This window comes from Flavobacterium sp. P3_A6 (assembly GCF_056403035.1).
Genome location: NZ_JBFUGG010000008.1, coordinates 37,372 through 50,994, shown reverse-complemented (window position 1 = coordinate 50,994; position 13,623 = coordinate 37,372). Strand labels below are relative to the sequence as shown.

Sequence of the window (13,623 nt, the reverse complement as noted above, 5' to 3'; positions counted from 1 at the left end):
TTTTTTTCGATATAGGGCAAAAAAAAACTTCTCAATAAATTTGAGAAGTTTTGTGGGCGATGAGGGGTTCGAACCCCCGACCCCCTCGGTGTAAACGAGGTGCTCTGAACCAGCTGAGCTAATCGCCCTATTGCGTGTGCAAATATACAACTAGAACTCGTAATTGCAAGCAAAATTCAAAAAAAATCAAATAAAAAATAACTGTTTTATTATTAGTTGCTCATAAACAGTACCTTATTTAAAATTGAATGTGGATTTTTTTTTTGCTATGAACTTCTTATAACCTTACATTTGTATCATAAAACAAATACAATGGCGCGATTCCAAGAAAATGATTTACCAAAATCAAAAATTACAGCAAGTTCACTGCAAAAAGCAATCCTGATTTTTAAATATGCCAATAATCACAAATGGAAATTTTATTTGGGATTGGTTTTCTTACTCCTTACCAGTGTTACTGCCCTGGCCTTTCCWAAATTTATGGGAATGCTCGTGGATTGTGTTAATAAAAAGGATGCACATTTAGCCAATCAAATTGCATTGGGATTAGGTTTAGTACTATTACTGCAGTCATTATTCTCTTTTTTCAGACTTTCATTATTCGTCAATTTTACCGAAAATACATTGGCAAATGTTCGTTTGGCTCTATATACTAATTTGGTTAAATTACCAATGTCATTTTTTTCCCAAAAACGGGTAGGCGAATTAAATAGCCGAATCAGTAATGATATTACTCAAATTCAAGATACTTTAACCACTACAATTGCAGAGTTTTTAAGACAATTTATATTAATTATCGGGAGTTTTGCCATGCTGGCCAGTATTAATATTAAATTAACTATTATGATGGTTTCGGTGGTACCTTTTGTTGGTGTTGCTGCCGTTATTTTTGGACGATTTATTCGAAAATATTCGAAAAAAGTGCAGGATCAAGTTGCCGAAAGCCAAGTAGTTGTGGAAGAAACAATGCAGGGAATCAGTATAGTTAAGGCTTTCGCCAATGAATGGTACGAAATTGCACGTTATAAAGAAAGAATTAAAGAAGTCGTTAAAATGGGTATTAAGGGCGGACAGTTTAGAGGCTTTTTTGCGTCCTTTATTATTATCTGTTTATTCGGAACGATTGTGGCTGTTGTTTGGTATGGTGTACAACTGAGTATTGCTGGCGAAATCACGGTTGGACAATTGTTTACCTTTATATTGTATTCCAGTTATGTGGGAGCGTCTTCAGGTGGAATTGCCGAATTATATGCACAAATGCAGAAAGCAATTGGTGCGACCGAAAGAGTTTTTGAACTATTGGATGAAACACCCGAAAAAATTAATTCAAATGCGCACATTCCTTCGATAAACAAGATTAAAGGTGATGTAACTTTTAAGGATGTTGCTTTTAGTTATCCGTCCAGAAAAGAAGTTCAGGTTTTGAAAGGCATTAATTTTTCTGCAGGTTTTGGACAAAAAATAGCTCTTGTCGGACCAAGCGGTATGGGAAAATCGACCATTGCATCTTTATTATTGCGTTTTTATGATATAGATGGTGGTGAAATCTTAATAGATGGAAAAAATATTTATGATTTTGATTTGGAAAACCTGCGTGGTAATATGAGTATTGTTCCGCAAGATGTGATCCTGTTTGGAGGGACTATAAAGGAAAATATTGCTTACGGCAAACCCAATGCTACTGATGAAGAGATTATCATGGCTGCAAAGCAAGCAAATGCCTATGTTTTTATAGAAAGCTTTCCTGAAAAATTTGATACTATAGTCGGAGAAAGAGGGATCAAACTTTCGGGTGGACAAAGACAGCGTATTGCAATTGCTCGTGCGCTATTAAAAAACCCTTCGATATTAATTCTTGACGAAGCTACTTCATCATTGGATAGTGAAAGTGAAAAACTGGTTCAGGAAGCTTTGGAAATTTTGATGGAAGGAAGAACCAGTATTATTATTGCTCACCGTCTTTCAACGATTCGTTCTGCCGATCAAATTTTAGTGCTCGATAACGGGAAAATCAGCGAACAGGGAACACATCAGGAATTAATTAATCTCGAAAATGGACTGTATAAAAACTTGAGTAATTTACAGTTTAGCAATTCTTAGTTTCTCCATTTAAGCCATAAAAAAATCCATTTGTTTTTCGCAAATGGATTTTTTTATAAAATAGTTGCAATTTTCGAAATCCTAAATAATTGAAAACTGCTGACTGAATTCTACTTCCCTTTTCTTCTATTGCGTTCTGCTTTAATCATGGAGAGCTCACGGCTGGTTTGCCCAGCTACAGAAGTATTTTCTTCGGCACGGCGAATCAAATATGGCATAACATCTTTAACGGGGCCAAAAGGCAAGTATTTAGCAATATTATAGCCATTGGAAGCCAAATTATAGCTGATATTATCACTCATTCCATATAGTTGTCCAAACCAAATTCTGTCATCATTTGACGAAATTCCTTTGATTTTCATTATCTCCATTAACTTATAGGTGCTTTCTTCATTGTGCGTTCCTGCAAAAATCGACATAGTATCTAAATGTTCTGCCATATATAGGACAGCTGCGTCATAATTTACGTCAGAAGCTTCTTTAGAAGCGCATATTGGTGTTGGATATCCTTTTTCTTCGGCGCGAAGATTTTCTTTTTCCATATAAGCGCCGCGAACCAATTTTATTCCAATATAGAATCCTTCTGCTTTTGCCTGTTCATGCAATTGTTTCAAATAATCCAAACGATCCCAACGGTACATTTGAAGTGTGTTGAAAACAATTACTTTTTCTTTATTGTATTTGCGCATCATTTCAGTAACCAAATCATCAGCCGCTTCTTGCATCCAGCTTTCTTCAGCATCAATCAATAATGCCACATTTTTTTTATGAGCTTCACCGCACACTTGATCAAAACGCGCTACTACCCTATCCCATTCAGATTGTTCTTCAGGAGTTAGTGTTTGTTTCTCTCCAATTTTCTCATACAAATCCAATCGGCCTAGACCTGTAGGTTTAAATACTGCAAAAGGAATTGCTTTGCGTTCTTTGGCAAACTCAATGGTTTTTAAGGTCATTTCCAATGCCGCATCAAATTGATTTTCCTCTTCTTTTCCTTCTACCGAATAATCCAAGACTGAAGAAACTCCTTTAGTAAACATTTTATCAACAACTGTTAAGCAGTCATCTTCGTTTACGCCTCCGCAAAAATGGTCAAAAACTGTCGCTCGAATTAAACTTTCAACAGGAAGATTAGCCTTTATTGCAAAATTAGTAACTGCTGTGCCAATACGGACTAATGGCTGGCTATTGATTAATTTGAAAAGAAAATAAGCTCTGTCGAGCTCAGTATCGCTTTTCAATGCAAACGCAATTTGTGTGTTATTGAAAATATTATCCATATTTTGTTATATTTTTTTTGCAAATATAAAGAGAGTAAGTCATTATTATTTGCAAAATTTGCCTTATTTTGCGCTTTTAATTAAAATAAAATGATGCAATCTATTCAAGCCAATAATTATCCAGTTCATTTCAATGAAACTGCTTATGAAAGACTAAACCAACACCTAAAAGAGAACAAATATTCTAATCTTTTTATTATTGCAGATACTAATACGAATGAATATTGCCTGCCTAAATTACTGCCATTATTAGAAACCGATTTAACGATAGAAATTATAGAATTTGAAGCAGGTGAAATAAATAAAAATATAGAAACTTGTATTGAAATTTGGAATGTCTTGACAGAGCTTGGAGCCGACAGAAAAACGCTGATTATTAATATTGGTGGTGGTGTTGTAACTGATTTAGGCGGTTTTGTGGCTTCAACTTTTAAAAGAGGTGTAGATTTTATTCATATTCCAACAACTTTATTATCTATGGTTGATGCTTCTGTTGGCGGAAAAAATGGAGTTGATTTAGGAAACCTGAAGAATCAGATTGGTGTAATCAATACTCCAAAAATGGTTTTGATTGATACAGCATATCTTGAAACGGTTCCTCAAAATGAAATGCGGTCTGGTCTTGCAGAAATGCTGAAACACGGATTAATTTTCGACAAAGCTTACTGGGAATCATTTTTGGATATTAAAGCAATTGATTTTAATCAATTAGATACTTTAATACATCGTTCTGTTGAAATTAAGAATATTATCGTAATGCAGGATCCAACAGAGAAAAACATTAGAAAATCACTAAATTTTGGACATACGCTAGGACACGCAATCGAAAGTTATTTTTTAGAAAATAAAAATAAAACTACTTTGTTGCACGGAGAAGCTATTGCTGTAGGAATGGTGCTGGAGAGTTATATATCATTGCATAAAAATCTAATTACCGAAGAGGAATACAATGAAATAAAATCAACTCTAAAGTCAATATACGATGACGTAGTTTTTGAAGAAAATGATATTGATCCGATACTTGAATTACTGATTCATGATAAGAAAAACGAGTATGGAATGATACAATTTGCATTAATTGAAGGCATCGGAAAAATTAAAATTAATCAATCTGTTGAAAACGAATTAATTCTAAACGCTTTTCAGGATTATAAATCTTAGCTATTTTTTAATAAAAAGGATTGCTTTGCGTTTATATTATTTTTTACATTTGCCACAATGAATAAAAATAAAAATACCAAAATGTTTTCTACAAAAAGAAACAGGAACAATAGAGCTTTTTTGAGCATATTGAAACGTTTCTATGGTATAAAAGGAAATTTTAGTTTTGATGTATTTCAATATTTTAAGGCAGATTATGATGAGCTTCAGATTATCTATGCCAACATTAGGGTTTGATTTTATATTAATTCTATTTTTTAAATACAATTAATTTCATAAAAACTCTAAAAACAAATGAATACAAAATATTCTGACTTAATAAATCAAACGTATTACTTTCCACAAGAAGAATTCAAATTAAACAAGGACAATCTTCAGTTTCATAATATCGATTTAATGAAGTTGGTAGATACGTATGGTACTCCTTTGAAATTTACGTATTTGCCGCAAATTTCCAATAATATTAACAAAGCCAAGAGCTGGTTTCGTAAATCGATGGAAAAAAACAAATACGAAGCAAAATATTTTTATTGTTATTGTACAAAAAGCTCTCATTTTAAATATGTTATGAATGAAGCTTTCAAGAATAACATTCATATTGAAACATCTTCTGCTTTTGATATTAATATTGTTGAAAATTTATTAGAGAAAGGACAAATTAACAAAAGCACTTATATCATTTGTAATGGCTTCAAAAGAGACCAATACATTGAAAATATTGCCAGATTAGTTAATAATGGGCATAAGAATACCATTCCAATTATTGATAACTATGAGGAATTGGATTTGCTTCAAGGGCAAATCAATGGTAAATTTAAGATCGGAATCAGAATTGCCGCTGAAGAGGAACCCAAATTTGAATTTTATACCTCTCGATTAGGTATTGGATACAAAAACATTGTTCCATTTTATAAAAAAGAGATAAAAGAGAATAAAAACTTGGAGCTTAAAATGCTGCACTTTTTTATTAATACTGGAATCAATGACAATGCTTATTATTGGAATGAGCTTGTAAAATGTATCAAAGTATATGTAGCTTTGAAAAAAGAATGCCCTACTCTTGATGGCTTAAATATTGGCGGTGGTTTTCCAATCAAGAATTCGTTGGCTTTCGAATACGATTACCAATATATGATTGACGAAATCATCAATCAGATTAAAATTGCCTGTGATGAAGCGGAAGTTGATGTTCCAAATATTTTTACTGAATTTGGTTCATTTACAGTTGGAGAAAGCGGAGGTGCTATTTATCAGGTGTTGTATCAAAAACAGCAAAACGATAGGGAAAAATGGAATATGATTGATTCCTCTTTTATTACAACTTTACCAGATACTTGGGCTATTAACAAGCGTTTTATCATGTTAGCCATTAACAGATGGAATGAAACTTATGAAAGAGTTTTGTTAGGTGGTATGACTTGTGACAGTGATGATTATTACAACTCTGAGCAAAATATGAATGCTATATATTTGCCAAAATACAATAAGGATAAACCATTATATTTAGGTTTTTTTAACACAGGGGCTTACCAGGAAACTATTGGTGGTTTTGGTGGATTGCAGCACTGCTTAATACCGCAGCCAAAACACATTTTGATTGACCGCGATGAGAATGGAATACTGGCAACCGAAGTGTTTTCTGAACAGCAGACAGCTGAGGATGTACTAAAAATATTAGGTTATAATAAATAATAAATATAAATTGGGAACAGGGAATTTGATATTTATAAATTTCTTTTATTTGTAAATCCAAATCTCTATAAACCTTTTGAGCACTAAACAAAAAAAGAAAAAAAAGAATATGAGTAAAGGACCAATCAGTCAGTTTATTGAAAAGCATTATCTGCATTTCAATTCTGCATCTTTAGTTGACGCTGCAAAAGCTTATGAGCAGCAATTAGCGAATGGTGCAAAAATGATGGTAAGTATGGCTGGTGCAATGAGTACCGCTGAAATTGGAAAAATTTTTGCCGAAATAATTCGTCAGGACAAAGTTCAGATTATTTCTTGTACAGGAGCTAATCTTGAAGAAGATATTATGAATTTGGTAGCGCATTCTCACTACGAAAGAGTTCCAAACTATCGTGATTTAACTCCGCAGGATGAATGGGATTTGTTAGAAAGAGGATTGAACAGAGTTACAGATACTTGTATTCCGGAACATGAGGCTTTTCGTCGTCTTCAAAAACACATTTATAAAATTTGGAAAGATGCTGATGATAAAGGAGAAAGATATTTCCCTCATGAGTTCATGTATAAAATGTTACTTTCCGGTGTCTTAGAAGAATATTATGAAATTGATTTGAAAGACAGTTGGATGTATGCTGCAGCTGAGAAAAATTTACCTATTATTGTACCGGGGTGGGAAGACAGTACTATGGGAAATATTTTTGCATCATATGTTATCAAGGGAGATTTGAAAGCATCGACGATGAAATCAGGTATTGAATATATGGTTTTCTTATCAGACTGGTATCCAAAAAATAGCACTAATGGTGTTGGTTTCTTTCAAATTGGAGGAGGTATTGCAGGTGATTTCCCGATTTGTGTAGTACCAATGCTGTATCAGGATATGGAAATGCATGATATTCCATTTTGGAGTTATTTCTGTCAGATTTCAGATTCTACAACCAGCTACGGATCTTATTCAGGAGCGGTTCCTAATGAAAAAATCACTTGGGGTAAATTAGATATTACAACTCCAAAATTCATTATCGAATCGGATGCTACGATTGTAGCTCCATTAATTTTTGCCTATTTGTTAGATTTATAATAATTATTTATGAAAAGAATAATAGTTGATTACGCCAAATTGACCAACGAAATTTTAAATCTTTTGGTTGATAAATTTCCTGATGGTTATGATGATTCAGACATCATAAGATTTAGAAATGCCAAAAATGAATTAATCGAAGCTGTTGAAGTTAAAACTGAAGATACTATTTATTTAGTAAAAGTAAGTACTAAGCTTGCCGACAGAATTGGAAATTATGATGAAGATGATGAAATAGATGATGTAGTTGAACCAATCAGCGGTTTAGAATTAGACGTTGAAGATGCTGACGACGATGATGACGATGACGACGATGACAATGATAAACCAGATTTAGACGGTGATGACGATGATGAAGATTCTGACAGTAAAGACATCGCAGATGATGAGGATGATGAAGACGATGAAGATTAATTTTTAAATTTATTGAAATATAGAAAGGAACTCGAATTTGAGTTCCTTTTTTTATTATATTTATTTTTCAAAATATAAGCCAAAATGACAACAGCAATTCTACACGCCAAACTTAAAGAAAATTTTGGGTTTGAAAAATTCAGACCTAATCAAGAAGAAATTATTAATTGTATACTTTCAGGAAAGGATACTTTGGCAATTATGCCAACTGGTGGGGGAAAATCAATATGCTTTCAGCTTCCCGCTTTAGTCTTTCCAGGAATCACAATTGTTATTTCGCCATTAATTGCCCTAATGAAAGATCAGGTGGACAGCCTGAAAGCAAATGGAATTGACGCCTGTTTTATTAATAGCAGCCAATCATCTGAAGAGCAGCAATTTCATATTCAAAATTTAAAAGACAATAAAGTTAAACTGGTTTATGTTGCACCAGAGAGTTTGTCGTTTTTAGAAAATACATTTAGTCAGATAGTTGTGAGCTTAATCGCTATTGACGAAGCACATTGTATTTCTGCCTGGGGCCATGATTTTCGACCTGCATATACTAATTTAGGGTATCTTAAAAACCGCTTCCCTTCTACTCCAATTTTAGCATTGACAGCAACAGCCGATAAAGCAACGCGTACTGATATTTCTGAACAGTTAAATTTAATTAGTCCGGAAATTTTTGTTTCTTCTTTCGATAGGAAAAATTTGAGCTTGGAAGTTAGACCGGCTTTGGATCGTGTAAAGCAAATTATAGATTTTATAAAAAATAAGCCAAATGAATCGGGCATTGTCTATTGTCTAAGCCGAAAGACAACAGAAGAACTTACCGAAAAATTGCAAAAAACAGGAATTAAAGCCAAAGCCTATCATGCTGGTTTGGATAGTAAAATACGATCAAAAACTCAAGATGAATTTATTAGCGATGATTGTCAGGTGGTTTGTGCAACTATTGCTTTTGGGATGGGAATTGATAAATCAAATGTCCGTTGGGTCATTCATTATAATTTACCAAAAAACATTGAAGGTTATTATCAAGAAATTGGAAGAGCGGGCCGTGACGGATTACCATCTGAAACCGTTTTATTCGAAAGTTATGGTGATATGATTCAGCTGCAAAAATTTGCTTCCGAAGGTTTGAATGCTGATGTACAATTGGCAAAATTGGAAAGAATGAAACAATATGCGGATGCATTGAGCTGCCGCAGAAAAATATTGCTTTCTTATTTTGGTGAATTGGTAACTGAAAATTGTGGCAATTGCGATATTTGCAAAAATCCTCCCGCTTTTATTGACGGAACAATAATTGCGCAAAAAGCATTGTCAGGAATCATTCGTTTGAAGGAATCAGAAGCTTTACCTGTAATTGTAGATTTTTTAAGAGGTTCCAAAAATGCATCTATTTATGACAAAGGATATCAAAATTTAAAAACCTATGGAGTAGGTACCGATATTTCGTGGTATGACTGGAATCAATATCTGATTCAATTGATTAATCTGGGATATTGCGAAATTGCCTTTCATCAGCAGAATAAAATAAAATTGACTCCTTTTGCAAAGAAAGTATTATTTGAGGGAGAAAAAGTTCAATTGACAACTGTTCAAAAAATGAATGCCAAAGCAGTTGAGCCTAAAACTGTTAAAATAAAATCTGCTGCGAATTCTCTTTTTGAAGTTCTTAGAAAACTGCGCTCTGAAATTGCGAAAGAAGAAGAAGTTCCAGCCTACATTATTTTTAATGATGCCACTTTGAAACAGTTCGAAATTCAGCGCCCAATGAGTGATTCCGAATTTCTGGCAATTGATGGAGTTGGAAAAGCAAAGCTCGAAAAATATGGTGATGCCTTCATAAAAGCAATCATTGAATTTCAAAAAAGCAAATCAGTGAGAGTAAAAAAAGAAAATACTACTTATAAAGAAACTTTGGAACTGTTTCAAAGCGGAATGACCGTTGAAGAAATTGCATTAAAAAGAAAATTAGGAGTACCTACGATAATTTCGCATTTGACTAAATTATTTAGTGATGGTCATTCGATAAATTTGAGTATTTTTATAAATGATGGGGAAATTGCAAAAATTGCAGAGGCAAAAATTAAACTGGAAGCTCCAAACGCTTTGAAACCATATTTTGATTTTTTTGAAGAACAGCTTTCTTATGATAAAATCAGAATTGGTTTGGCTATACTCGAAAAAGAAAATGTAGCACTTTAATTTTATGACAATACATTCATTTTCATATTTTGTAAATTTAAAAACAGAAATATTAATTTTAGGAACTATGCCTGGAGCTATGTCTCTTGAAAAACAGGAATATTATGCAAATCCAAGAAATCATTTTTGGAAAATAATTTACACGCTTTTTGATGCATTACCCATTCCTGAAAATTTTGAAGAAAAAATTCAATTTCTTCAATCTAATAAAATTGGGCTGTGGGATGTATTAGAAAATTGTGAAAGAAAGGGAAGTTTGGATATTCATATAAAAAATCAAAAGGAAAATGATTTTATGGCTTTACTCGAAAAATTTCCAGCGATCAATAAAATTGTTTTTAATGGAAAACAGAGTCATGCTTTTTTTATGAAGAGATTTGGACAAATAGAAGGCATCACTTATTTTGTAATGCCTTCCAGCAGTCCTGCAAATACTATGTCTTTTGAGAATAAGTTAAAAATTTGGTCGAGCTGTTTTTAAATAAAAAACTTAATTTTTATAAATATCTTTCTGCAAAAACTTTTTGATGATGTTTAAGATGGCCAAGAATTAAAAAGCCTAAGGCTCTTACCGAAACTTCATGACCTGATGCAGTTCCAATTCTTCTTAATTGTTCATCCGAAAAACTTTTGAACATCAATAAATTTGAATGGCGAACAGCCGAAAATTCCGTTAATAAATCTTGAATACTTCTGCTTTTGGCATCTGTATTGTCTACATAATCATTTTCTTCAAAACCAGGCAATGGTGTTTTGTCGTTTCTTGAAATTCTAAGTGCCCGGTAGCTAAAAATTCTTTCGGCATCAATAATGTGCTGAATGATTTCTTTGATTGTCCATTTGCCTTCAGCATAACTGTAATCAAATTTGTCCAAGGGAATATTTTGAACAAATTTGATAAAGTCGTGCAAACTAATTTCTAATTCTTCAAATAATTCAACATTTTCTAATGCTTGTATATATGTAGCATTAAATTTAGAATATTCATTTACTGGCAATTGATTGGAATTCATAATGACAATTTTTTAGAAATTTAGAATTTAATTTTTATATCAGTATTTTAGGCAGAATTTCTGCTTGCATTGGTATTGCCAAAAAGAGAGCGGGTCACAATTTTTTCATACACTTTTATCAAGTTCAAATCTGGGTTTTCTGCTTTATTTAGCTCACTAATTTTAAGTAAAGCATATTGCTGTATTGTCAACAGCGGTAATACTATACGCTCTCTCATTTGAATAGAAGCTATACCATCTGGATAATTTTCCATTAATTCAGTATGACCGGCAATTTTTAATAATAGTCTTTTTGTTTCCAAAAATTCATCATAAATAATTTGCCAAAAAGCACCAAATTCCGGATCCTTGCTCATATATGCAGTTAATGGGAAAAATGATTTTGCCAATGACATCATGCTGTTTTCAAGCAAGGTTCTGAAAAATAATGAATCATTATATAGATTTTGAACTTTATCCCATTGATTATTATTTTCGAAATGCTTTAAAGCAGTACCTACTCCAAAAAATCCCGGAACATTTTGTTTTAATTGGCTCCAAGAACCCACAAATGGAATTGCCCTCAAATCAGCAAAATCAAGACTTTCAGATTTACTTCTTTTTGAAGGACGGCTACCAATATTGGTTTTGGCGTAGTATTTCAAAGTACTCATTTGTTCCAAATAAGGAATAAATTTAGGATGATTTTTAAAACTCAAATATTTATCATATCCTAATTCGGCCATTTGATCCAAAATTCCTTTTTCATCTGTACTTAGCTGATTTTGCCCTTGATTAAATACTTGATTGGCTACACCGGCGCTCAAAAGGTTTTCCAAATTATAGCGGCAAGAATCTAATGTTCCAAAATTCGAACTGATGGTTTGTCCTTGAATTGTAATTTGGATTTCATTATTTTCAATATTTGGGCCTAGTGAAGCATAAAATTTATGGGTTTTTCCTCCGCCACGCGCAGGAGGCCCGCCACGTCCATCAAAAAATATAACATGAATTCCATATTTTCTGGACATTTCAGTCAAAGCTTCTTTTGCTTTATAAATGCTCCAGTTTGCCATTAAATAGCCACCATCTTTTGTTCCATCAGAAAAACCTAACATTATTGTTTGTTTGTTATTTCTTTTTTGCAAATGCTGAATATATTCAGGATTTGTGTATAATGTTTCCATCACAGAATGTGCATTATGCAAATCATCAACTGATTCAAAAAGCGGAATAATATCTACGGTAGCATTTTCCCAATTGCATAATTTAAATAAGGCAAAAGTTTCCATAACATTAAGTGCACTTTCGTTATTACTTATGATATAACGGTTGGCGCCAAATTCTCCATTGTTTTCTTGAATTGTTTTGATACACTGAATGGATTCAATAGTAGATCTTGTCATTTCATTTTCAAAATCAGCAGCATCTAAATTGCCTTTCAGAGTTGACAATACTTCCAATTTTTTTTCATCAGTTAATTGGAAATAATCAGCAGGGAAAACATTTTCTTTTGATTTTGAGTAATAATCGACAATATCATAAAAAACACTTTGATGAATTTTACTGTTTTGTCTGATATCTAAAGTAGCAAAATGGAAACCAAATAAATTAATACGAATAAGCAAGGCATCTATCTGATCAACATATAATGACTGATGCTGTTCGATTATTATAGTTTTTATCTTATTTAACTGCAGTTTAAATTCATCAAGCGTAATAAAAATATCTCCTTTTGAATAAAAAACAGAACGATATAATTTTTGCTCAAGCTCCATTACCAGTGAATCTACAACTGGAAAAGTTAGCTTTCTTTTTAAATTTCTTATTTCAAAATAATAGCATTTTAAAATAGAAGTTCTCAAACGCTCAGCAACTTTCAATGTGATTTCTGTAGTAACAAATGGGTTACCGTCACGGTCACCGCCAGGCCAGAAACCAAGTTTAATTAATGGATTTTTTATGGATTCTCCTTCAAAAACATTTTTTTGCAGATAATGAACCATTTCTCCTGAAGTGTTATAAAAAACATTTTCAAGATACCAAATTAGGCTAACAGCTTCATCATAAGGATTCGGTTTTTCATTTTGAATAAAAGGCGTTTTCCCTAATTGAGCTAATAACTGCTTTATTTCTAATAGATTGTTCTTTCTAAGAGCTTCTGTCAAATCATTAATAATTCCTAAAACAGAACCCGGATAAAATTGAGTTGGATGAGCTGTTAAAACAGTACGAACATTAAAGTTTTCTAAGAAATTAATTAATTCCTCTTTATTGCCTCTAACATCAGATTTCTCTTTAATATCACGAAGAGAACCTCTTCCTTCCATATTGTTTACCACAGGAAAAGCAGCATCTTCAATAGCATCAAACAAAACAATCTGACGCTCAATGTATTGTATAAAATGAAACATCAGATTAATTTTATCTTTTTCAGAATCACTATGCATGTATTTATCTGAAAAGAAATCGAATATTTCTGTAGGAGTTTTTTGCTTTTTGAAGCCTGAATCGCAAAGTTCTGTAAAAATAGGCAACAAAACACCTGTATTATCAACAGAATCGAAAGGCAATGTTATAAAAACACTATTGTAAATATGGTATTTAGATAAAACATTTTCGTTAAAACGCTCTATTTTAGGTAACGTATACATAATTGTACTATTAGTTGGTTGATTAATCTAACATAAAAAAACCCCAAGATTAC

At 32.5% G+C, this 13,623-nt stretch carries 11 protein-coding genes and 1 tRNA gene; 8 read left to right on the top strand and 4 right to left on the bottom strand.

All coding sequences use genetic code 11. The features are described 5' to 3' along the window. Positions 1 to 53 precede the first annotated feature (53 nt). Positions 54 to 128: transfer RNA gene (locus tag AC1DVP_RS10120), tRNA-Val, on the bottom strand. A gap of 184 nt (positions 129 to 312) precedes the next feature. On the opposite strand from AC1DVP_RS10120, the gene AC1DVP_RS10115 reads away from it, so the two are divergent. Continuing rightward, positions 313 to 2,100 carry an ABC transporter ATP-binding protein gene (locus AC1DVP_RS10115; RefSeq protein ID WP_477183347.1) on the top strand — a complete coding sequence of 596 codons (1,788 nt, stop codon included), beginning with the start codon at positions 313 to 315 and terminating at the stop codon, positions 2,098 to 2,100. 110 nt (positions 2,101 to 2,210) lie between these two features. On the opposite strand, the gene AC1DVP_RS10110 is transcribed toward AC1DVP_RS10115, so the two are convergent. Then, entirely contained in the window at positions 2,211 to 3,380 is a 1,170-nt protein-coding gene (locus AC1DVP_RS10110; protein ID WP_477183346.1) for a proline dehydrogenase family protein, read from the bottom strand. Between the two features lie 93 nt (positions 3,381 to 3,473). Here AC1DVP_RS10110 and aroB point away from each other — a divergent pair, with 93 nt between their 5' ends. From aroB to AC1DVP_RS10075, 7 genes are all read left to right on the top strand, one after another. Then, positions 3,474 to 4,541, top strand: coding sequence for a 3-dehydroquinate synthase (gene aroB, locus AC1DVP_RS10105; RefSeq protein ID WP_477183463.1), 1,068 nt, complete (start codon positions 3,474 to 3,476; stop codon positions 4,539 to 4,541). Between the two features lie 57 nt (positions 4,542 to 4,598). Next, positions 4,599 to 4,778 carry a hypothetical protein gene (locus AC1DVP_RS10100; RefSeq protein ID WP_315158487.1) on the top strand — a complete coding sequence of 60 codons (180 nt, stop codon included), beginning with the start codon at positions 4,599 to 4,601 and terminating at the stop codon, positions 4,776 to 4,778. Between the two features lie 57 nt (positions 4,779 to 4,835). After that, positions 4,836 to 6,233 (top strand): type III PLP-dependent enzyme domain-containing protein, encoded by a 1,398-nt coding sequence (locus AC1DVP_RS10095; protein ID WP_477183345.1) that lies wholly within the window; start codon positions 4,836 to 4,838, stop codon positions 6,231 to 6,233. Positions 6,234 to 6,342: 109 nt separating this feature from the next. Beyond that, positions 6,343 to 7,314, top strand: coding sequence for a deoxyhypusine synthase family protein (locus AC1DVP_RS10090; RefSeq protein WP_315158493.1), 972 nt, complete (start codon positions 6,343 to 6,345; stop codon positions 7,312 to 7,314). A 9-nt stretch (positions 7,315 to 7,323) separates the two neighbouring features. Further along, positions 7,324 to 7,728, top strand: coding sequence for a DNA primase (locus AC1DVP_RS10085; RefSeq protein WP_477183344.1), 405 nt, complete (start codon positions 7,324 to 7,326; stop codon positions 7,726 to 7,728). A gap of 84 nt (positions 7,729 to 7,812) precedes the next feature. Continuing rightward, positions 7,813 to 9,924 carry a DNA helicase RecQ gene (gene recQ / locus AC1DVP_RS10080; protein WP_477183343.1) on the top strand — a complete coding sequence of 704 codons (2,112 nt, stop codon included), beginning with the start codon at positions 7,813 to 7,815 and terminating at the stop codon, positions 9,922 to 9,924. Between the two features lie 4 nt (positions 9,925 to 9,928). Continuing rightward, a complete protein-coding gene (locus tag AC1DVP_RS10075) occupies positions 9,929 to 10,405 on the top strand; it encodes a DNA-deoxyinosine glycosylase (RefSeq protein ID WP_477183342.1) in 477 nt (158 codons plus the stop codon). A 16-nt stretch (positions 10,406 to 10,421) separates the two neighbouring features. On the opposite strand, the gene AC1DVP_RS10070 is transcribed toward AC1DVP_RS10075, so the two are convergent. Together AC1DVP_RS10070 and AC1DVP_RS10065 are read right to left on the bottom strand one after the other, a co-directional pair. Continuing rightward, positions 10,422 to 10,937 (bottom strand): DinB family protein, encoded by a 516-nt coding sequence (locus tag AC1DVP_RS10070; protein ID WP_100430773.1) that lies wholly within the window; start codon positions 10,935 to 10,937, stop codon positions 10,422 to 10,424. A gap of 47 nt (positions 10,938 to 10,984) precedes the next feature. Continuing rightward, the gene (locus AC1DVP_RS10065) at positions 10,985 to 13,570 is read right to left on the bottom strand and encodes a phosphoenolpyruvate carboxylase (protein WP_477183341.1); all 2,586 of its coding nucleotides are present in this window, start codon (positions 13,568 to 13,570) and stop codon (positions 10,985 to 10,987) included. Positions 13,571 to 13,623 lie beyond the last annotated feature (53 nt).

What these genes read in the sequence shown, in the direction of transcription:
- AC1DVP_RS10090 (WP_315158493.1), top strand. Translation starts at nt 6,343, where the DNA reads ATGAGTAAAGGACCAATCAGTCAGTTTATTGAAAAGCATTATCTGCAT.
- AC1DVP_RS10065 (WP_477183341.1), bottom strand. Translation starts at nt 13,570, where the DNA reads ATGTATACGTTACCTAAAATAGAGCGTTTTAACGAAAATGTTTTATCT.
- recQ (WP_477183343.1), top strand. Translation starts at nt 7,813, where the DNA reads ATGACAACAGCAATTCTACACGCCAAACTTAAAGAAAATTTTGGGTTT.
- aroB (WP_477183463.1), top strand. Translation starts at nt 3,474, where the DNA reads ATGCAATCTATTCAAGCCAATAATTATCCAGTTCATTTCAATGAAACT.
- AC1DVP_RS10070 (WP_100430773.1), bottom strand. Translation starts at nt 10,937, where the DNA reads ATGAATTCCAATCAATTGCCAGTAAATGAATATTCTAAATTTAATGCT.
- AC1DVP_RS10095 (WP_477183345.1), top strand. Translation starts at nt 4,836, where the DNA reads ATGAATACAAAATATTCTGACTTAATAAATCAAACGTATTACTTTCCA.
- AC1DVP_RS10110 (WP_477183346.1), bottom strand. Translation starts at nt 3,380, where the DNA reads ATGGATAATATTTTCAATAACACACAAATTGCGTTTGCATTGAAAAGC.
- AC1DVP_RS10075 (WP_477183342.1), top strand. Translation starts at nt 9,929, where the DNA reads ATGACAATACATTCATTTTCATATTTTGTAAATTTAAAAACAGAAATA.
- AC1DVP_RS10100 (WP_315158487.1), top strand. Translation starts at nt 4,599, where the DNA reads ATGAATAAAAATAAAAATACCAAAATGTTTTCTACAAAAAGAAACAGG.
- AC1DVP_RS10085 (WP_477183344.1), top strand. Translation starts at nt 7,324, where the DNA reads ATGAAAAGAATAATAGTTGATTACGCCAAATTGACCAACGAAATTTTA.